Genomic DNA, 19,579 nt, shown 5'->3' on the forward strand with positions numbered 1-19,579 from the left:
AGCAGCCTTCTCGGGCAGGGCGAGAGCCTGCGGTGAGCAGCCAGGGCTACAGAACTGACAAGGGGTGGAAGATCAATGCGCGAAGGCAGCGTCGTGTGGTTCAACGAGATCGGTTTGGAAGACATTCCGCTGGTCGGAGGCAAGAATGCGTCGTTGGGTGAGATGGTGCGCTCGCTCGGCGGCGATGGCGTGCAGGTGCCCGACGGGTTCGCGACAACAGCCGACGCCTACCGCGCGTTCATCGCCGCAAACCAGATCGAACCCGACCTCCGGAGCCGACTGGAACTGTTCCATTCCGGCCGTGAGTCTCTGCGCGCCACGGGCGAGGCCCTGCGCGAGCTGTTTCTTGGTGGCGAGTTTCCCGCGGACATCGCCGACGGCATCCGTGCCTCGTATCGGGAACTGTCGGAGAAGGCCGGGCACCCGAACCTGCCCGTGGCCGTGCGCAGCAGCGCCACCGCCGAAGACCTGCCCGACGCCAGTTTCGCGGGCCAGCAGGAGACGTTCCTGAACGTGACAGGTGAGCGCGATCTGCTCGATGCCTGCCGCCGCTGCTACGCCTCGCTGTTCACGGATCGGGCAATCAGCTACCGCGAGGTCAAGCACTTCGACCACCTTGAGGTGGCGCTCTCGATCGGCGTGCAACGGATGATCCGAGCCGACGTCGGCGGCTCGGGGGTGATGTTCTCCATCGACACCGACACTGGCTTTCCGGGCGTGGCCGTGATCAGCGCCGCCTGGGGGCTCGGCGAGACGGTGGTGCAGGGCACCGTCAATCCCGACAAGTACCTGGTGTTCAAGGCCTTGCTCGACCTGCCAGACTGCATGCCGATCATCGAGAAGACCCTCGGTGAGAAGGCCAGCAAGATGGTCTACGCCAAGGGCGGCAGCGCCCGCACCCGCATCATCGACACCCCCGACCGGGAGCGGCAGTCGTTCGTGCTGACCGACGCGGAGATCGCCCAGCTGGGCCGCTGGGCCGTGATCGTGGAGAACCACTACGGCCGGCCGATGGACATGGAATGGGCCAAAGACGGCGTGACCCGCGAACTGTTCCTGGTGCAGGCGCGCCCGGAGACCGTGCACTCGCAGGCGAGTGGCACCCGGTTCACGGTGAGCACCCGCACCGAAACCGGGCCGCTGCTGGTGACCGGGGTCGCGATCGGCGACAGCATCGCGAGCGGCGTGGCCTGTGTGATCAAGGACCCGGCCGACATCGAGAAATTCGTCGACGGCGCCATCCTGGTCACCGAGATGACCGACCCCGACTGGGTGCCGATCATGACCCGTGCGGCCGGCATCGTCACCGACCACGGCGGTCCCACCAGCCACGCCGCGATCGTCAGCCGTGAGCTGGGTGTGCCGGCCGTCGTGGGCACGGGCACCGCCACCGACACACTCACGGACGGCCAAATGATCACGATCTCCTGTGCCGAGGGCGACGAGGGCTACGTCTTCGACGGCGAGCTGGCCTTCGAGACCGAGGAGATCGACCTCGGCACCGTGCCGAAAACCCGCACCAAAGTCATGGTCAACATCGCCAGCCCGGCCGCCGCCTTCGAGTGGTGGCGGTTGCCGGCTGACGGCGTTGGGCTCGCCCGGATGGAATTCATCATCAACAACCTGATCAAGATCCACCCGATGGCGCTCGTGCACCCGGATCGCGTCACCGACCGGGCCGCCATCCGTCGCATCGAAGAGCTCACCCGCGGATATATGGACCCCAAGGAATATTTCGTGCAGACGCTCGCTCTAGGCATTGCGAAGCTGACCGCGCCGTACCACCCGCACCCCGTGATCGTGCGAATGAGCGATTTCAAGACCAATGAATATGCGCACCTGATCGGCGGGTCGGTCTTCGAGCACTCCGAGGAGAACCCGATGCTCGGCTTCCGCGGCGCCTCCCGCTACTATGACGATCGCTACCGGGAGGGTTTCGCACTGGAATGCCGGGCGATCAAGCAGGTGCGGGAGAAGATCGGCTTCAGCAATGTCATCGTGATGGTGCCGTTCTGCCGCACCGTGACCGAGGCCGACAAGGTGCTCGCCGTGATGGCGGAGAACGGACTGGTGCGCGCCGAGGCCGGGCTGCAGGTCTACATGATGTGCGAGATTCCGGCCAATGTGATCCTCGCCGAGCGGTTCGCCACCCGGTTCGACGGCTTCTCGATCGGCTCCAACGACCTCACCCAGCTTGTGTTGGGCATCGACCGCGACGCTGAACACCTGGCCGCCCTATTCGACGAACGCGACGACGCCGTGAAACGGATGATCAGCGAGGCCATCCACAAGGCCCACGCCGCCGGAATCAAGATCGGCATCTGCGGGCAGGCGCCGAGCAACTATCCCGACTTCGCGGCCTTTCTGGTGGACGAGGGGATCGATTCGATCTCGCTCAACCCGGACAGCTTCCTCAAGACGGTGGGCCGCATCGCGCAGGCGGAACGAAACCACGACACGGCGTAGCGGGGAGCGGTGAAACCGGAAGACGGGTGCCGGCGCGCGGCATCAGTCCCCGTGCGTCGTGATCGTGGCGTCAGCGTTCGGCCTCGTTGAAGTTGTCGAGCACGGCCTGCTCGTATTCGGCCTCGGTGATCTCGGCCCTGGCGCGGGCATCGACGACGCGCACGCTGATCGAGTGTTCGGATTTGAGGAGGCGAGCCGCCTCCTGCGGGCTGGCGGTGTCGAGTAGATCCTCGAGAGTGTCAGGGTCGAGGTGCAACGCGGTCAGGGCATCGACCTCGGACCGGGCGACGGCGGCCTTGCTCCGGAGGACGCGCAGCCGCGACTCGTGAGCGGACTCCGCCGAGAGCCGTTCGGCGGCATCCTCGGGTGTCGGCTCTGTTCCGGGCCGGTCTGCCTGGGGTTGGTCGGTGTTGGTGTTGGTCGACGTGGATCTCTCCTGATTGGTGGGGTGCTGCTCAGCATCGTCGCCGCGCTCCGTGTCGCTCATTGTGCCTCCCTTTTTCCGCTGGCAGCCTAGCGCGGCAGGTGTCCGCGGCAAATGGACGCGGCGGCGCGGGCTGAGAGGGACCGGCTGCCTACGGCTGGAGCGGAGCGGTTCCGGCCCAGGCGTTCCGCAGCAGCAGGGTCAGGTCGTCGGGGGTGACCGTGCGTGGATTCGAGGCGGGAACCGCCGGCAGGATCAGCGCCGCGGCCCGGGGGATGTCTGACTCTCGGAACCCGACATCCCGCAGCGCGGTCGGCCCCTGCACGCTGTCACGCAGGGCGAGCAGCCCCGCAACGGCACTTCGGGTGCCCAGGGCACGGGCGATCTGTGCCTCAGCCACGGGTGCGGCGGGCACGTTGAGGGCCAGCACATGCGGCAGCACGATCGCGTGCGTCTGCGCGTGCGGCAGCCCGAACGCGCCACCGAGCACGTGACACACCTTGTGATGCAGTCCTGACCCGGCGCTGGAGAATGCACTCGCCGACAGATACGCGCCATAGAGGGCATCCACTCGTCCAGACAGGGCGCCCTGGATGCCCCGACGCACCAGATCGCTTTCGCTGATGTCTCCGTCGCTTGCGGCGATACGCGGGAGGGCGCGCGCCACCAGCCGGATGCCTTCGGCGGCAATCAGTGCGCTGACCGGATTCGCCCCCGGAGCCCAGAGCGCGTCTACTCCGTGGGCGAGCGCGTTCAGGGCGCTGGACACGCTCAACTCGCGAGGCAGGGACAGCGTCAGTGCGGCGTCGTAGATGACCGTGCCAGGGAGCACCCGTGGGTCGAATCCGGTGGTCTTCACCCCGTTCTCGAGAAGCCCCCACACGGCGGTGGCCTCCGAACCGGAGTAGGTGGTGGGCACCGCCACGATCGGCAGGCCGCGAGGTCGTTGGCTCCGGCGGGCGAGAATCTTGGCCAGCCCGATCGCGGACCCGCCGCCCACGGCGACGATCACGTCGATGCCGGCCGTCTCGGCAGCGCGCTGTGCGCGCTCGGCCGACTCCGCCGAAACGTGCTGCACGACCTCGTCGAACATCAACACCGCACGGATGCCGGCAAGGGCCGCCGCCGACCGCTCCAGTTCCCGCCGGGTGGCGATCACCATCACCCGCGGGGCGCCGGGGGCGGACGCGTGCGGGATTGCGGCGCGGTCGCCGAGCTCGGCGAGCACCGTGGTGAGCAGCTCACCGGCCCGACCGGTGCCGAACAGCACGCGTTGCGGCTGGGTTCGGTACTCGAAGTCGGGCATGACGCCGTGGTGGTCGGAGCCGCCGCCGGAATTGGGGAGCTGCTTCATCAGGGGGTGCCTAACCGTGGGTCTCATCGAGGCGGGCCAACCAGGACCGGGCTGTGGCGGCATCCGTTTCGGTGATGCCGTGACCGCCCTCGCGCAGCTCGCGGTCGACTCGGGCGCCGAGCTCGGTGAGGGTTCGAGTGGCGCGGTCGGCGCTGTCCAGGGGGGCCATCTGGTCGGAGCGACCGTTGAGCAGGAGCACCGCGGTGCCGGTGAGGTCGGTCGTGAGCGCGCGACCGTCGAGCGGGAACATGCCTGAAAAAGCGACGACCCGGTCGAGCACCCCAGGGTGCAGCAGTGCAGTGGCCAGGGCGATATTGGCCCCGTTGGAGAACCCGACCGCGATGATGCTGCGCTCGCCCAGGCCATAGCTCTGCCGGGCGGCGGCGATGAAACCGGCCAGCTCGCCGGCCCGAATCACCACGTCGTCCACATCGAACACGCCCTCGGAGAGGCGGCGGAACCAGCGCAGCATGCCGCCCTCGGTGACGCGCCCCCGCGGGGCGAGAACGGTGGCGGTCGGGTCGAGCGCGTCGGCGAGGTTGAGGATCTCACGTTCGTCTCCGCCGGTGCCGTGCAGCATCAGCAGCACGGGAGAGTCGGCCTCGGACCCGGCTTCGCCCGAACCAACGGAGGCGCCTGGCGCGCCCGTCCGGAAAACGTGCGGCCAGTCGAGGGCGGACCGTTCCCGGCCATCGGCCAGAGACGCAGCAGCATGGTCGGAGTCCGCACGGTCGATGTCGGGCAGGTCGAGGTCGGGCATCTCATCCAGCATGGTCGCCTACAGCCCGATGACGAGCGCGGGGTTATTTTCGGGCGGCAGAGTGATGGGCGCGACCGCGTGCTCGATCTGGTCGCGGCTCGGCTCGAGCCACGGCGGCAGCTTGAGCGAGCGGCCCAGCTCCAGCAGCGGCTCGTCGATGTCGAAGCCGGGGGTATCCGTCGCGACTTCGAACAGAACGCCGCCCGGCTCGCGAAAGTAGATCGACGTGAAGTACTGGCGGTCGAGGATCGCCGTGACGCCGTAGCCGCGCGCGAGGAGTTCCTGGCGCCACTGCTCCTGCGTGGTCTTGTCCGGTACCCGGAACGCGATGTGGTGCACACTGCCCCCGGCGGTGCGTCCGACCTGCCCGTGCGGGTCCGCGATGATGTCCACGATGTTGCCGGCGGCGCCGTCTCCGGCGCCGACCCGGATGCGGTCGGTCGTCTCCTCAATCACGTGCATACCGAGGTCGCGGGTGAGTACCTCGACGGTACCGGTCGGGTCGGCGACCGTGAGCACCGAGGAGTGCTGGCCGCGCACTGCGTATTCGGCGGGCACGGATGCCGAGTCCCACGGATTGCGGGGATCGACCCTCGACGAGGCCACCAGATCGAGTTGCAGGCCGTCGGGGTCGCGCAGGGAGAGACGTTCCTCGTCGGCGGAGCGGCGTACGAACTCGGATTCGACGCCGAGGTTCTTGAAGTGGGTTGCCCACCAGCCGAGGCTGTCGGCCGGTACCGAGAACGCGGTGGACGTGGACTGGCCCGAGCCGGGGCGCCCGCTGGAGATGCCCGTCCAGGGGAAGAAGGTGAGCAGCGAGCCAGGTCGACCCGCGTCATCCCCGTAATAGAGGTGGTAGGTGCCGGGGTCATCGAAGTTGACCGTCTTCTTCACGAGCCGCAGCCCGAGACCGGTCACGTAGAAGTCGATGTTGCGCTGCGGTGCACCGGCAATCGCGGTGACGTGGTGCAGACCTAGGGTTTGCGGAGTCATGGGTCCCTTTCTGGCGGGGCGTGGGGCGGATACGTGGCAGGAGCGGCTCTGGTCCGACGGGAGACTAATCCAACTTCTATGCAAACACATGTTTAGTGGAATTCATTCCCCGCGTGGGCGCCGGGCCGCGCGGGGCCGCGTGGGGCCGCGCGGGACTGCCTGGCCCAGCCCAGCCCGCAGCCCTGCCTGCAGCCTTGCCCCCAGCCTGCAGCCGCAGCCCTGCCCGCAGCCCTGCCCGCAGCCCGGCCCTGCGTGGAGCGTGAGGAGAGGATGCGGGAGGGCGCAGGAAGAAGGTGGCTACTCGTCGGGACTCTCGTCCCAGGAGCGCTCTGGCAGCTGATCAAGCCAGTGCCCGACCGTCTCACTGTTCGCCGAGGAGATGCCGCCCTCCGCGGCCGTGTCGGCCGAAACGGCTGAGGGGTCGCCGGCATCCCCTAGCGGTTCTGCACCCGTGTTCCCAAACATCAAACCTCCTCAGTCGGCACGATCCGCGCGGCTGCCGGGTCCGGGACAACACTGTGAAGCTACGCGTGCGATAGATTCGCCGTCAAGTATTTCGCCGGACGGATGCTGATGTTCCCTCCCGGGTGGCAAGCCCGCGGCCAACGGATGCCGCAGCCGCGCCAGCGCCTTCAGCTCGATCTGGCGGACGCGGTCGCCGGACACCCCGAAGTGGGCGCCGATCTCGCGCCGGGGTTTCGGGGCTTCGCCGCCCAGCCCGAACCGCATTCGCAGCACGTTCGCCTCACGGTCGGAGAGGCTGGCGAGGTCGCCCGCGAGACTGTCCCGCAGAAGGATCCGGCTGACGGCGTCGAACGGATCGAGCGCCTGGCCGTCGAGGATGGTGTCGCCGAAGGGCACATTCTCCAAGCCGTTGCCGAGATTGACCCAGACGGGGGCGTCGAGCGATCGAGGTTGTCGGGCCTGGTTCAGCAGCCACAATACGTGCCGGGTGGTGAATCCGCTGGCGGCACTGAGCTCCATGGCGGTGCCGTCGCGGCCGAGCCGCAGCCGCACTCCCTGCTGCACCCGGAGGAGCACGGCGACCGCCTCGACCTGGTGGGTCGGCAACCGAATGGTGCGGGACTGGTCGACCACGGCGCGCTGGATCGCCTGGCGGATCCACCAGGTGGCATAGGTCGAGAACTTGAACCCCCTGGTCTGGTCGAAGCGCTCCACCGCTTTGATGAGGCCGAGGTTGCCTTCCTGGATGAGGTCGAGGAAGTCCAGCCCTCGTTCGGTGAAATGCCGGGCCACGGAGACCACCAGCCGGAGATTGGCGCAGATCAGATGGTTCATGGCTCGCATGCCGTCGGCCGCGAGCCAGTGAAGTTCTTCCTCGAGGGTCGCATCCGTCGTCTCGGGATCAGCCCGCCGCGCCAGGTGCGCGTGGCGCTCCGCCGCGAGCAGCCCGACCTCGATGCGCGTGGCCAGGTTGGTCTCCTCGTGTGCGGTCAAAAGCGGCACCCGGCCGATCTCCTGCAGGTACGCGCCCACGGAGTCGGCGGGACGCGGGGGACGGCTCTCGACGATGGACATGCCGGAACCCTAGGCGTGAGCCTGGGCCACGGTCTGGTGGGCGATGCCGAGTGTGCAGTACCCGGCAACCCCGCGCCTGTGCAGGAGCCGCCCCCAGGAGCCGATGCGGCGCCGTTGACCCGCGCGACCTCGAATGGGGAGTTTCGCGCGAAGCCCAGACCGGGGATGATGAGCGCACGAGCCGACGTGAGCGGAGGACGGCACTATGTGTGACGCAGGTGATGCAGAGGCCAACGATTCCGGCGAGCGCTATATACCCGCCGATTCCGGCGGTGATGATGACGGCTTCGAGGCCTACAACCCGCCGGCGGACCGTTTCCTCACCGCCCAGATGTGGTGGATCGCGGGTGAACTGGTGCGGCGGCATCCGCATCTGCGCATCTCGGGGGTGGAGGTCGACGAGGCCGAGCGTCTCCTCATCGTGCACGACGAGCAGGATGGGATGAGCGTGCAGTGGGACCTGGTCGGCGGCTGCAAATTCCTCGTGAACGGGGTCGTGCAGCACATCAGCTGGATTGAGATGCTGGCTGCGCTCAACCCGCATGAGGTGGTCGAACGCATCGAGGTCGCTTCCGGGCTGGGCGTTCCGAAAGTCAAGCCGGCCACCTCGCCGCGGGCACTGGCCTACCGGGTGATCGCCAGCGCACTGGCCACCGCGACCAACGACCGGTACGAGTGGTATGCCGTTCCGGCGCCCATGTTGCACGACGAAGACCCCGAGAATCCCGGATGCGAGTTCTTCGGCGACTTCCCCTCCACAGTCCAGCCGCGGGAAGAGTATGTCGCGATGACCCTCGAACAGTTCGATTCCGGCGACCGGAGCGTTTACTTCTTCCAGCCGTTCTGGGCGCTGCTGCGCGACCTCGAACCGGTCGCCATCTTCGATTCGGCCGGCGTGGTGCACACCGCCCTCGGCGCCACGAGTCTGATGCCCGTGTATGAGGAGACCGGCCACAGGCTCACGCTCACGACGGCCCGCGTGCTCGGGTCGTACTTCCCCTGACCGGGGCGGTTGCGGATACCGCGCCGGGCGGCCGGGGACCGGTGCGAACTTAGAGGATGCTGCCGAGCTGCGTCAGCTTGGAATGCAGGGTCGAGTCGCTGGGCTCCACCACATGAGAGCCGTCGGGGAACAGGATCACAGGGATCTGGGTGCGGCCACTGATGGCATGCGCCCGGTCGGCGCCGTCCTCGACCAGGAGGAGGTCGACGTAGTCGTAGTCGACTTTGAGGGTGTCGAGCAGCTTCTTCGAGCGGCGGCAGTCGCCGCACCACTCCGCGCCGAACATGGTGATGCGCTGGGTGTCGGTTTCGGTGGGCGGGGATGTGGTGAGGTCGGTCATTCGCTCATCCTAGGACGGCAAACTGGGTGCCCCGCCCGGCACATCCTTGCGGCACATCCGATGGAAGCAATTGCCCAACCTGCGCCGGCTTCCATAACCTGCGCCCCGACGGATGCCTGCGCTGACCGATCTGCATGACCAGATCCTCGGCACGAGGTGCTCCCTCCGTACGTGCCCGGCCTCGAAGGTGAGCACCCGCGCGTGCGCCTAGTTCTGGGGCGGAGGTCCCTCGTCGGCAGCCTCCGAAACCGGCTTCCGGCGGCGGGCCGACTGCTAGGTTCATTGCTGAGTAGAAACAGTTGGGGGACTGATCGTGAACTCAGACCAGGACATCGCACCTGAACCAAAGACAGTGCCGACTATGGAATCAATACTGGAACCAGCGATTGACGTGCTCCTCGCGGAGTGCGAGCAGTCGAGCGCGAACGGGCGCCATCTCGACGGTGTCGGGCAGGCCGAGGCGGTTTTGGCGCGCCCGGGTGCTACGAAGCGGCAGCAGGCGCATGCGCGGGAACTGCTGGCACTGCATCGGCTGCGCCTCGGCGACTACGAGGCATCCGTTCAACAGGGCTTGCTGGCGTTGGAGTACCTCGACGGCAGCGGAGACCTGATCCGGCAGTCCACGGTGAACTGCACCCTGGTGCTGGCGTACTCCGACACCGGGCTGTACGAGCAGGCGCTGCGCCACGTTCTGGTCGCGTTGGAAACGGCTCGGGTGAGCGGCAGCGCATTGGCCGAGTTCTGGGCGTTGAGCCGCTCCTCGATGGTGCACGAGGGAATGGGCGAGTCGGAGCGGGCGCTGGAACTGGGGCAGCAGGCGTTGGCGATGTCCCGCACCATCGACGACCCGGCGGCCCGGTTCGTTGGGCTCAACAACCTCGGCGACACCTCTCTGACACAGGCTCAGACTCTGCGTGCCCGGGGCGTTGACGCCGGGCCTCTCCTCAAGCAGGCACTGCTGCTCGTGCGCGAGGCTGTGTCCGTGGCCCATGCCCAGGGGCACAGCTTCTACGAGAGCATCGCCCGCACCAACCTGGTCAGCATCCTGATCGAGCTCGGCGAGCATGCCGAGGCCCGTGAGCAGGCCAGTCGAGCCCGGCGCCTGGCGAAGGCGCACGGTTTTCGCTCCCTCGAGGAGAACAACGACGCGCAGCTGGCCGAGGTCGCCCGCGCCGAGGGGCGCCTCGATGACGCGACCGAGATGATGAACGCGCAGTTGCTGGTCGCCGCGCTGGGGGACGACCCGGCCCTGCACATCCTGTTGCACCGCTCGCTGTACGAGATGAATAAGGAGGCCGGCCGGTTCGAGCAGGCGCTCCTGCACCATGAGAAGTTGCACGCCCTGATGCTGAAGCGAACAACCGATACCGCCGGCATCCAGTCCCAGATGTTGATCAACACCCTGGGGATCGAGCAGGCACGTCACGAGGCGGAGCGGTCGCAACGGGATGCGGAGCGGCTGCGCAGCCGTGCCGCCGAACTGGATCTCCAGGCCAATACCGACCCGCTGACCCGGCTGCCGAACCGCCGGGCCCTCGACCGCGAGTTGCCGCCGTTGATGGGCCTCTCTCGCGACCGCCGACAGCCGCTCTGCGTGGCAATGATCGACATGGACCATTTCAAGCGCGTCAACGATGATCACGGACACGCCACAGGCGACCAGGTGCTGAATGCCATGGCCAGCCTGTTGCGGGCCGTCACCCGGGAGCGCGACATGGCCGTGCGGGTGGGCGGGGAGGAGTTCCTGCTGGTCTTTGCCGACACCACCCTGGAACAGGCCGAGCTCGTCTGCGGCCGTCTGCTCGCGTCCGTGCGCGACTACCATTGGGGCGCGCTGGCACCGCGCCTGGCCTGTACGGTCAGCGTGGGCGTGGCCGAGCTGATGCCCGGCGAGACCGTTGTCGGTTGGCTTGCCCGCGCCGATGCCGCCCTCTACGCGGCCAAGGACGCCGGCCGCGACCAGCTCGCCACGGCAGCAGTCGCGTAGTTCCCAGCCGGGTGGTCGGTAGCTCTCCACCTGCATGCGGTAGATTCGCAGGCTGGGGATTTGCACGGGGAACAGGGGAAACATGACCAATCAGGCACCTTCCATGGGCGCGCATCAGGCCGCCCAATCGGTGATCGAGGAGCTGCTTCGCCAGCAGAACGGCACACCCGAGCGCACCCGTTTTGGCCGGATCTTCGGCGTCTCGCCGCTTGGTGACGGCAGCGTCAGTTGGTATCGCGGAGCGAAGGGCGAGATTGCCGTGGGCGAGATCCTCGCCACACTGCCGCCCGAGTGGCGGATCTTCCACGCCCTTCCGATCGGCAAGAAGGGCGCCGACATCGACCACATCGTGATCGGCCCCGGAGGGCTCTTCACCCTCAACACGAAAAACCACCGCGGCCAGGGCGTCTGGGTCGCCGGCCGCACACTGATGGTCTCCGGCCGCCGGGTTTCCCACATTCGCGATTCAGAGCACGAGGCCGACCGCGTCACCCGACTCCTGCGCGAACGGATGCCCCGCCTCGCCGCCGCGCAGCCTGTCATCGCTCTCGTCGACCCGAAGTCTCTCACGATCAAAAAGTCGCCCGAACGGGTGGCGGTGGTGCGGGACACCGGCCTGCGGCGCTGGTTGCTCGCACGGCCCCCGGTGTTCGGCTCCGCCGAACTAACCGATCTCGCCGCCGTCATCGATGATCCCGCAACCTGGCCGACGGCGGTCTTCCCGCCGACCGAACAGCCAATGGTCGACTTCGCGGCCCTCGATGCGCAGGTGCGCCAGGCGCACCTGCGCAGCACCCTGTGGAAGCTGCTGGGGCTCGGGGCGTCGACCGCCGCCGCCGTGCTGACGGTGCCCCCGCTGGTCGCCGCCCTGATGAATGTGTTCCTGGGCGGGGTGGAAAACCCCTAGCCATCCGTGCGGAGTATCGCACCAATTCGAGGAAGATTTTGGAGGGAGAGCGCTTTCCCAGCCTGTTTCGGCTCGTTTTGGGCACAAACTCCGTCGAATTCGTTCAGGGCTGAGCGCGGCGGGTCGCCGTCGGGCAGGGGTGACGGCCCCTGCCGATCCGTGCCCGCTGTCCCTCGAATGTGGCGGAGCCGTCGACACCGTTTCGCCCGTAGGCTCGATGCGGGGGCCTGAGCCTCGGCGGAGTCCGAAACGGGCGTGCCTGGCTTGACTTCATGACAGTTCGACTGCACGCTCGCACGGGGGAAACGCTTGAAACTTACGTCCGCACAATTGGATCGCGCCGCCGGCGTGCTGCTCGGCATGGCCTGTGGCGACGCGCTCGGCGCCGGCTATGAGTTCGGCCCGCCGCTGGCCACGGATGCCGTCGTGACGATGAAGGGCGGCGGCGGGTTCGACTGGGCTCCCGGTGAGTGGACCGACGACACTTCGATGGCCGTGCCGATCGTGAACGCGATCGCTGCCGGCCAGGACCTCCGCGACGAGGCCGTGCTTGACGAGATCGTGGCGGCCTGGGTCGGGTGGGCCCGCACGGCGCCCGACGTGGGCAACCAGCTGCGTGCCGTGCTCTCCCACACCGAGCCCACGGCATCCGCGGTGCGTCTTGTCGCCCAGGCGCACCATGACCGGCACGGTCGCAGCGCCGGCAACGGTTCGCTCATGCGCACGGCGCCCGTGGCGCTCGCCTACCTCGACGACCCGGTGGCGCTCGCCGATGTGGCCCGCACCATCAGCACCCTCACCCACTTTGAAACGGATGCCGGCGACGCCTGCGTGCTCTGGTGCCTGGCCATTCGGCACGCGGTGCTCGAGGGCGCCCTCGACGTTCGGGTGGGCCTCGACGCCCTGCCCGCCGACCGCCGCGCGCTCTGGGAGGAGCGTTTCGTGGCGGCCGAGGCCGGCGTCCCGTCCGACTTCAGTCAGAACGGCTGGGTCGTGGAGGCGCTCCAGGCAGCCTGGTCGGCGATCGTCCAGCCGCGCAGCGCTCCGGGCGGGGGCGGGCGTGCCGGGGGCGACCTCGGCTCCGCCGTCTCCGCCACTGGCGCCGGGCACCTGCAGGACGCCCTTGAGATCGCCGTGCGCGGCGGCCGCGACACCGACACGGTCGCCGCGATCGCCGGTGGGCTGCTCGGGGCGCGTTACGGCGCATCCGCTGTTCCCGCCGCGTGGCGACGAATCCTGCACGGCTGGCCGGGCGGCCTGCGCGCCGACGAGTTGGTGCGCCGCGGTGTGCTCGCCGCCCGTGCGGACGGCGGTCGATCCCGGACATCGGGCCCGTCCCGACCTCCCGCCCTGCCCGAGCGTCGCAACCCGGCCACGCCCGACCCTCGCGAGCCCGGTTCCCCGGAGCGCCGCGACCCGGCGACACCCGACCTGCGCGAGCTCGACGCCCTCGAGCGCCGTGATCCGGGTGTGCTCGACCGGCGCGCCCGCAAGGATCGCGTCGCCACGACCTGGCCCACCGCCGATCATTTGGCCTATGCAACCTCGGGTGACGTGTCCGCCTTCGTGCGGCACCCGCACGACGACGGCGTCTGGCTCGGGGCGATCGGCATCCTCGGAGACCTTCCGGACGAGATCGACGCGGTCGTGTCGCTCTGTCGCGTCGGACGCACGCAGGTGCCCGGCCGAATCCGTGCCGAGAACAGGGTCGCGGTCTGGCTGATCGACGAGCCTGCCGAAAAGGCCAACCCCAACCTCCGTTTCGTGCTCACCGACACCGTCGATGCCATCGCGGCACTGCGCGCCGAGGGGCGCACCGTGCTCGTGCACTGCGTGCAGGCGGTCAGCCGCACGCCCGCGATCGGCGCGCTCTACGCGGCGCGGCACCGGGGGATTCCGATTGAGCAGGCGCTGCGCGAGGTGACGGATGTCCTGCCGCACGCCCACCCGAACGCCGCGTTCCTGCAGGCGCTGCGGTCCCCGGCGTGAGCGGCCCCCCGGGCGAGTCCGGGCCGCTGTCCGCTCCGTGAGCCGGAGCGGGGACCGGCCAGGCCAGAAAAAATGTTGCCATCCCTCGTGAGGGGGGGTGTTAGGATCCATCGTGGGAGCGCTCTCACGCCTGCGGTTGTCCTAGCTGCACTGGAGCTCGCACCACCAGAGAAGGCAGGACCAGCGATGTTGCTACCCCATGTTCGAGACGGGCAGGTTCCCTCTGGGCCCTCCATCCGGCCGCTTTCCCTCCTCCACACGCGGCTCGTGGCCGGTGCCGTTGCCGTGCTGCTGGGCGTGCTCACCGCGGGCACCGGGCTTGTCCCGGATGCGGCCTTCGCCGCGCCGGCCAGTCCGGCACCCGTAGCGGCTTCCCCTGACTTCGGCCCGAACGTGCGAATCTTCGACCCCAGCATGCCCGTGGCCGACATTCAGGCCGCCGTCGACGCCATCACGGCGACGCAGGTCAATGATGAGATGGGCACGAACCGGTATTCCCTCCTGTTCAAGCCGGGCACCTACGGCAGCGCAGAGGAACCTCTGATCATCCAGGTCGGTTACTACACCGAGGTGGCAGGCCTGGGGCAATCGCCGACAGACGTCACGATCAATGGTCACGTCGACGTTTACAACCGGTGCCGGGAGGCCACGGGTTGCTTCGCACTGGACAGCTTCTGGCGCTCGGTGTCGAACCTCACGATCAACGTGACGGGTTTGGACGGCTGCCGGGCCGGCACGAACTTCTGGGCTGCCTCACAGGCCTCGCCGATGCGTCGGGTCAACATCACCGGCGGCAAGCTGTCGTTGATGGATTTCTGCACCGACGGGCCGCAGTTCGCCAGCGGTGGCTTCATCGCCGATTCCAAGACCGGCGATATCGTCAACGGCTCGCAGCAGCAGTATCTGGTGCGGGACAGCAGCATCGGTGCCTGGTCGAACGGAGTGTGGAACCAGGTGTTCGCCGGCGTGCAGGGTGCACCCGCGCAGTCCTACCCCGAGCCGCCGTACACCACCCTCGCCACGAGCCCGGCCAGCAAGGAGAAGCCATACCTCTTCATCGATTCCGCGGGAGCGTGGCAGGTCTTCGTGCCGGCTCCCCGGACCAACCGCTCCGGGACCACCTGGGAGAACGGTCCAACCCCCGGGCGCGCGATCGCGCTGTCGAAGTTCTTCGTTGCGAAGCCGTCCGACTCGGTAGCCGCGATCAACAGCAAGCTCGCCCAGGGTCTGAACCTGTTGTTCACGCCCGGGGTCTATGACATCAAGAAGACGATCAAGGTCAAGAAAGCGGACACCGTGGTGCTCGGCATGGGCCTGGCCACGTTGACGGCCGTGAACGGTGCAGTCGTGATGAGCACCGCCGACGTCCCCGGCATCGACATCGCCGGCATCACGATCGATGCGGGAACAGAGAACTCACCGGTGCTCCTGCAGATCGGCACCAAGTCCGGCCGTAACGGGACGAGCACCCCGGCCAACCCGACCGCCCTGCAGGACGTGTTCTTCCGGATCGGCGGCCCGCACGTAGGCAAGGCGACGGTCAGCCTGGAGGTCAACACCGACAACACCATCCTGGATGACATCTGGGCGTGGCGTGCCGATCACGGTAAACCCGGCAGTGTCGGCTGGGACATCAACACCGGTCAGAACGGTGTCATCATCAACGGCGACAACGTCACCGCCACCGGTCTCTTCGTCGAGCACTACCAGCAGTACAACGTCATCTGGAACGGCGAAAACGGCAGAACCGTCTTCTTCCAGAACGAACTGCCCTACGACGCACCCAACCAGGCTGCCTGGCAGCACGACGGCGTTCTCGGCTGGGCGGGCTACAAGGTCGCCGACACGGTCACCACGCACGAGTTGTGGGGCGGTGGCAGCTACGTCTTCAACAACGTCGATCCCACCATCCACGCCTCGGTCGGTTTTGAGGTGCCCCGCAAGCCGGGCGTGAAGATGCACAACCTGCTGAGTGTCCAGCTCGGTGCTGGAACCCTTGACCACGTCATCAACGACAAGGGCCTGGCGGTGAACTCCGCGGGAGTCGGAATTCCCAGTTGCGTTGTCCTCTACCCCTCTGACGATGCGACGGCGCCCACGGTCGCCATCACCGACAACGTCGATGGCGAAACGCCCACCGGAAAAGTCACGTTCACGTTCACCTTCAGCGAGGATGTCTGCAGCTTCACCGCCGACGACATCGTCGTCACCGGTGGGTCGAGGGGATCGTTCACCCGCATCGATGCCAAAACGGCCACCCTGGTTGTGTCGCCCGCTGAGAACTCGAGCGGGATCATTGATGTGAGCATGGCCGCGGGCACGATCACCGACCTGCCCGGCAACGCGAACACCGCCTCGGCCACCTCCCAGCAGGCGTACGACTCAACCTCGACGCCGGTGGCAGGTGCGATCATCACTTTCGATGAGAGCACCCCGCCTTCGCTGACCGGTTTCGGCGGAGCGGCGGACTCGACCATCGCACCCGACCCGGCCGACGCTGCCAACTCTGTGGCGAAGGTCATCAAGGCGGTCGGCGCCGAGGTCTGGGCCGGCACCACGGTGTCGAACCTTCCCAATCAGGCGATCGCGAAGATCGGTTTCAGCTCCACCCATAAGTCCGTGACGGCGCGCGTATGGTCGCCGGACGCGGGCATCCAGGTGAGGATGAAAGTGGAGAACGCGTCCAACGGTGCCCAGTCAGTCGAGACCGAGGCCACCACGACGGTGGCCGGTGGCTGGGAGACGGTGACGTTCGACTTCGCAAACCCGGTTCCCGGCACGGCGGCGCTGGACCTGGCTGGAACGTACAACAAGGTGTCGATCTTCTTCGACTTCGGCACGGTCGGAGCCGGCAAGACCTACTACCTCGATGATCTGGACTTCACCGTCACGGGCGGGTAGCCGCCGCCCTGATCTTCGTCCGGAGGCCGTGTGCGCTGTCTGCCCTGATCAGCTAGTGTTCTGGGTTACGACTGTATGGGCCGGGGGGACCTCTGTTGCGCGCGAAGTCAGCCAGCATGGCCACCCTCCCACCCTCGATGTGGAATGAGGCGAAGATTTGATCCAGGCACAGGCTCTGTCCAAACGCTACGGCAGCAAGACGGCGGTGGATTCCATCGACTTCACCGTGCAACCCGGAAAGGTGACCGGTCTGCTCGGCCCGAACGGCGCAGGCAAATCGACGACCATGCGCATGGTGGTCGGGCTCGACCGACCCACCAGCGGATCCGTGATCGTGAACGGCAAACCCTACCGCGAGCACAAGGCTCCCCTGCGGGAAGTGGGCGTGCTGCTCGACGCGAAGGCCGTGCACACCGGTCGCTCGGCTTATAAGCACCTGCTTGCCCTTGCGGCGACCCACGGCATCCCGGCCGGCCGGGTGCGCGAGGTCATCGAACTCACCGGGCTGCAGTCCGTGGCGCGCAAACGCGTCGGCGGGTTCTCGCTCGGCATGGGTCAGCGCCTTGGCATCGCCGCCGCGCTGCTCGGCGACCCGGCCACGTTGATCCTTGATGAGCCGGTCAACGGCCTCGACCCCGAAGGCGTGCAGTGGGTGCGCCACCTCATGCGCCACCTGGCGTCCGAAGGTCGCACCGTCCTGCTCTCCTCGCATCTGATGAGCGAGATGGCCCTCACCGCCGACCACATCATCGTGCTCGGACGCGGCAAGGTCATCGCAGACGCCCCCGTCGACTCCATCATCAACGCCGGCGGTCGCAGCACCACCCGGGTGCGCAGCCCGCGCGCCGCCGAGCTCGCCGCCCTGCTCGCGAACCCGGCCGTTCTGGTCACCGACCTCGAGCCCGATGTGCTCGAGGTTGCCGGGATGAGCCCAGCCGAGATCGGCGACGCGGCCGCCCGTGCGGGCATCGCCCTGCACGAACTCTCCGCGCTGAGCGGATCCCTCGAAGAGGCCTACATGGCACTCACCCAGAACGAGGTCGAGTACCGAACCGGCGGATCGAACGGCCTGGCCGCCGCCGACCTGGCCACCAGCGAGCCGCAGGAGGCAGCACGATGAGCACCAACACCATGAATTCCCTCGCGGATGCCTCTGGCCGCGTCGGCGCATCCGTCACCACCGGCTCGGGTTTGAGCTTCGTGGGCGTGCTGCGCTCTGAGTGGATCAAGCTGTGGAGCCTGCGCTCGACCGTGTGGTCGTTCGCCCTCGTTGTCGTCGTCTCGGTGGGCATGGCACTGTTGATTGCCCTGGCCAGCCGGATGGACCAGTCCGGGGTGGCGATCCCGCCGGAAGCTCAGGTTGGGTACCTCGTGACAGCGTCGACGGTGGGCATCTTCTTCGCCCAGATGATCGTCGCCGTGCTCGGGGTCATGTCAGTCACGGGGGAGTACTCCACCGGCATGATCAAGTCCAGCCTGACCGCCGTGCCCCGGCGGCTGCCGATGCTGGCGGCCAAAGGCGTCGTGGTGTTCGTCGCGACCTATCTCGTAGGCCTCGGCAGCATCCTTGCCGCTTACCTGGTGGCGTCGGCCATCTTCGCCCAGGGCGACATCGGTGCCAGCCTTGCCGAGCCCGAGATGCTGCGCGGCCTCTTTGCCGGGCCGCTGTTCCTCGCGCTGATCGCCATCTTCGCGCTCGGAATGGGCACCGTCTTCCGCAGCACTGCGGGCGGTATCGCCACGGTTCTCGGCATCCTGCTGGTGCTCCCGATCGTGCTGGGCCTGATTCCGGCCGATTGGGCGACCGACGCCTCCCCATATCTGATCGGCAATGCCGGTCCGGAGATTGTCGCCTCGTCGGGCTTCAGCGCGGTCAAGGAAGGCTGGCAGAATCTGCTGATCGTGATCGGCTGGGTCGCGGTCAGCAGTGTCTTCGCGGCCCTGCTGCTGAAGCGGCGCGACGCCTAAGGCGCTAGGCCTCAAGCGTTATGCCTCAGGCACCACGAGCGACGCCAGAACCCCGACCTCACCGGCATGCCGAGGTCGGGGTTCTGGCGTTGAGCGAGGTTCTGACGGCAGGCGAGACTGATGCTCAGCGAGTGACCGTCAGGAAGGTATCGCCGGACTCGAGCTGCGCGCCGGCCGTGACGGCATCCGCCAGCAAGATGCTCTCCGGCTTCTGCTCGAGGATGATCACGGGCACGATCGGGTTGCGCCCGGTGGCCTCAATGGCCGACACATCCCAGGTGACGATGACGTCACCGGCGGAGACGAGGTCGCCCTGGGTTGCGCGGAGGGTGAAGCCTTCGCCGTGCAGTTCGACGGTGTCGATGCCCAGGTGCACGAGCACGCCCAGGCCGTCGGGGGAGACGATCACATAGGCGTGCGGGAACACCTTCAGCAGTGTGCCGCTGATCGGCGCGATGGCGTCGACTATGGCGCGGGGCGGGTCGATTGCGGCGCCAGGGCCAACGATGGCCTGGGCGAAGGTGGGATCGGGAACCTCGGCGAGCGCGACGGCGCGGCCGGGAACCGGGGAGAGAACAATCACCGGGGCGACAACGGAGGTGCCCACGGGCGTGGCCGGGCTCACAGCAGGTCCTCGATGTCCTCGGCCAGGTTGTCGGCCTCGGGGCCCACGACGACCTGAACGATGGTGCCGGAGCGGAAGACTCCATGCGCTCCGGCGGCTTTGAGGGCTGCCTCGTTCACGACCGTCGGGTCGGTCACCTCGGTGCGCAGCCGGGTGATGCACGCCTCGATTTCCACGATGTTGTCTTTTCCGCCGAGGGCGGCCAGGATCTGCGCGGCTTTGCTAGTCATCTTCTGTTCCTTCTGTGGTGGGCACTGCGACGGGCTCATCGACTGCGGTTCGATCGAGGGCCCGTACTGCTCGCGGGATTGACAAGAGGGGTG

At 67.7% G+C, this 19,579-nt stretch carries 17 protein-coding genes; 8 read left to right on the top strand and 9 right to left on the bottom strand.

Going from position 1 to position 19,579, the window contains the following annotated elements:
- The first annotated feature begins 75 nt into the window (after positions 1-75).
- Entirely contained in the window at positions 76-2,466 is a 2,391-nt protein-coding gene (gene ppsA, locus E3O65_RS14750) for a phosphoenolpyruvate synthase (protein WP_134364486.1), read from the top strand.
- A 70-nt stretch (positions 2,467-2,536) separates the two neighbouring features.
- On the opposite strand, the gene E3O65_RS14755 is transcribed toward ppsA, so the two are convergent.
- From E3O65_RS14755 to E3O65_RS14775, 6 genes are all read right to left on the bottom strand, one after another.
- Positions 2,537-2,953: a hypothetical protein gene (locus tag E3O65_RS14755; RefSeq protein WP_134364487.1), complete on the bottom strand. Its 417-nt coding sequence runs from the start codon at positions 2,951-2,953 to the stop codon at positions 2,537-2,539.
- An 88-nt stretch (positions 2,954-3,041) separates the two neighbouring features.
- Positions 3,042-4,244, bottom strand: a complete 1,203-nt coding sequence (locus E3O65_RS14760; RefSeq protein WP_241985757.1) for a maleylacetate reductase — start codon at positions 4,242-4,244, stop codon at positions 3,042-3,044.
- 10 nt (positions 4,245-4,254) lie between these two features.
- Positions 4,255-5,016, bottom strand: coding sequence for an alpha/beta hydrolase (locus tag E3O65_RS14765; RefSeq protein WP_241988667.1), 762 nt, complete (start codon positions 5,014-5,016; stop codon positions 4,255-4,257).
- A 6-nt stretch (positions 5,017-5,022) separates the two neighbouring features.
- Positions 5,023-5,997, bottom strand: coding sequence for a ring-cleaving dioxygenase (locus E3O65_RS14770; RefSeq protein ID WP_134364489.1), 975 nt, complete (start codon positions 5,995-5,997; stop codon positions 5,023-5,025).
- 297 nt (positions 5,998-6,294) lie between these two features.
- Positions 6,295-6,462: a hypothetical protein gene (locus E3O65_RS16790; RefSeq protein ID WP_166785775.1), complete on the bottom strand. Its 168-nt coding sequence runs from the start codon at positions 6,460-6,462 to the stop codon at positions 6,295-6,297.
- A 9-nt stretch (positions 6,463-6,471) separates the two neighbouring features.
- The gene (locus tag E3O65_RS14775; protein ID WP_134364490.1) at positions 6,472-7,536 is read right to left on the bottom strand and encodes a sigma-70 family RNA polymerase sigma factor; all 1,065 of its coding nucleotides are present in this window, start codon (positions 7,534-7,536) and stop codon (positions 6,472-6,474) included.
- Between the two features lie 205 nt (positions 7,537-7,741).
- Between E3O65_RS14775 and E3O65_RS14780 the strand changes: the two genes are divergently transcribed.
- Positions 7,742-8,539, top strand: coding sequence for a TY-Chap2 family putative peptide chaperone (locus E3O65_RS14780; protein ID WP_134364491.1), 798 nt, complete (start codon positions 7,742-7,744; stop codon positions 8,537-8,539).
- A gap of 49 nt (positions 8,540-8,588) precedes the next feature.
- Here the strand turns inward: E3O65_RS14780 and E3O65_RS14785 are convergent, their stop codons facing one another.
- A complete protein-coding gene (locus E3O65_RS14785; protein ID WP_134364492.1) occupies positions 8,589-8,879 on the bottom strand; it encodes a glutaredoxin family protein in 291 nt (96 codons plus the stop codon).
- Positions 8,880-9,240: 361 nt separating this feature from the next.
- Here E3O65_RS14785 and E3O65_RS14790 point away from each other — a divergent pair, with 361 nt between their 5' ends.
- The 6 genes from E3O65_RS14790 (at position 9,241) to E3O65_RS14815 (ending at position 18,631) form a co-directional block, all read left to right on the top strand.
- A complete protein-coding gene (locus tag E3O65_RS14790) occupies positions 9,241-10,866 on the top strand; it encodes a tetratricopeptide repeat-containing diguanylate cyclase (protein WP_134364493.1) in 1,626 nt (541 codons plus the stop codon).
- Between the two features lie 82 nt (positions 10,867-10,948).
- Positions 10,949-11,773, top strand: a complete 825-nt coding sequence (locus E3O65_RS14795) for a nuclease-related domain-containing protein (protein WP_134364494.1) — start codon at positions 10,949-10,951, stop codon at positions 11,771-11,773.
- 309 nt (positions 11,774-12,082) lie between these two features.
- Complete coding sequence (locus E3O65_RS17305; RefSeq protein WP_241985756.1) at positions 12,083-13,762, top strand: ADP-ribosylglycohydrolase family protein; 1,680 nt, start codon at positions 12,083-12,085, stop codon at positions 13,760-13,762.
- A 267-nt stretch (positions 13,763-14,029) separates the two neighbouring features.
- A complete protein-coding gene (locus tag E3O65_RS14805) occupies positions 14,030-16,663 on the top strand; it encodes an Ig-like domain-containing protein (protein WP_338419196.1) in 2,634 nt (877 codons plus the stop codon).
- A gap of 157 nt (positions 16,664-16,820) precedes the next feature.
- Entirely contained in the window at positions 16,821-17,783 is a 963-nt protein-coding gene (locus tag E3O65_RS14810; RefSeq protein ID WP_134364495.1) for an ABC transporter ATP-binding protein, read from the top strand.
- Positions 17,780-18,631: an ABC transporter permease subunit gene (locus tag E3O65_RS14815; RefSeq protein WP_134364496.1), complete on the top strand. Its 852-nt coding sequence runs from the start codon at positions 17,780-17,782 to the stop codon at positions 18,629-18,631. The genes E3O65_RS14810 and E3O65_RS14815 overlap by 4 nt, the downstream gene beginning before the upstream one ends.
- Before the next feature lie 124 nt (positions 18,632-18,755).
- On the opposite strand, the gene E3O65_RS14820 is transcribed toward E3O65_RS14815, so the two are convergent.
- On the bottom strand, positions 18,756-19,256 hold the full coding sequence (locus E3O65_RS14820; RefSeq protein WP_241985755.1) for a PTS sugar transporter subunit IIA: 501 nt from the start codon (positions 19,254-19,256) through the stop codon (positions 18,756-18,758).
- Entirely contained in the window at positions 19,253-19,525 is a 273-nt protein-coding gene (locus E3O65_RS14825) for a PTS sugar transporter subunit IIB (protein WP_277870434.1), read from the bottom strand. Before E3O65_RS14825 ends, E3O65_RS14820 begins: the two co-directional genes overlap by 4 nt.
- Positions 19,526-19,579 lie beyond the last annotated feature (54 nt).

Source organism: Cryobacterium breve, assembly GCF_004402375.1.
GTDB lineage: Bacteria > Actinomycetota > Actinomycetes > Actinomycetales > Microbacteriaceae > Cryobacterium > Cryobacterium breve.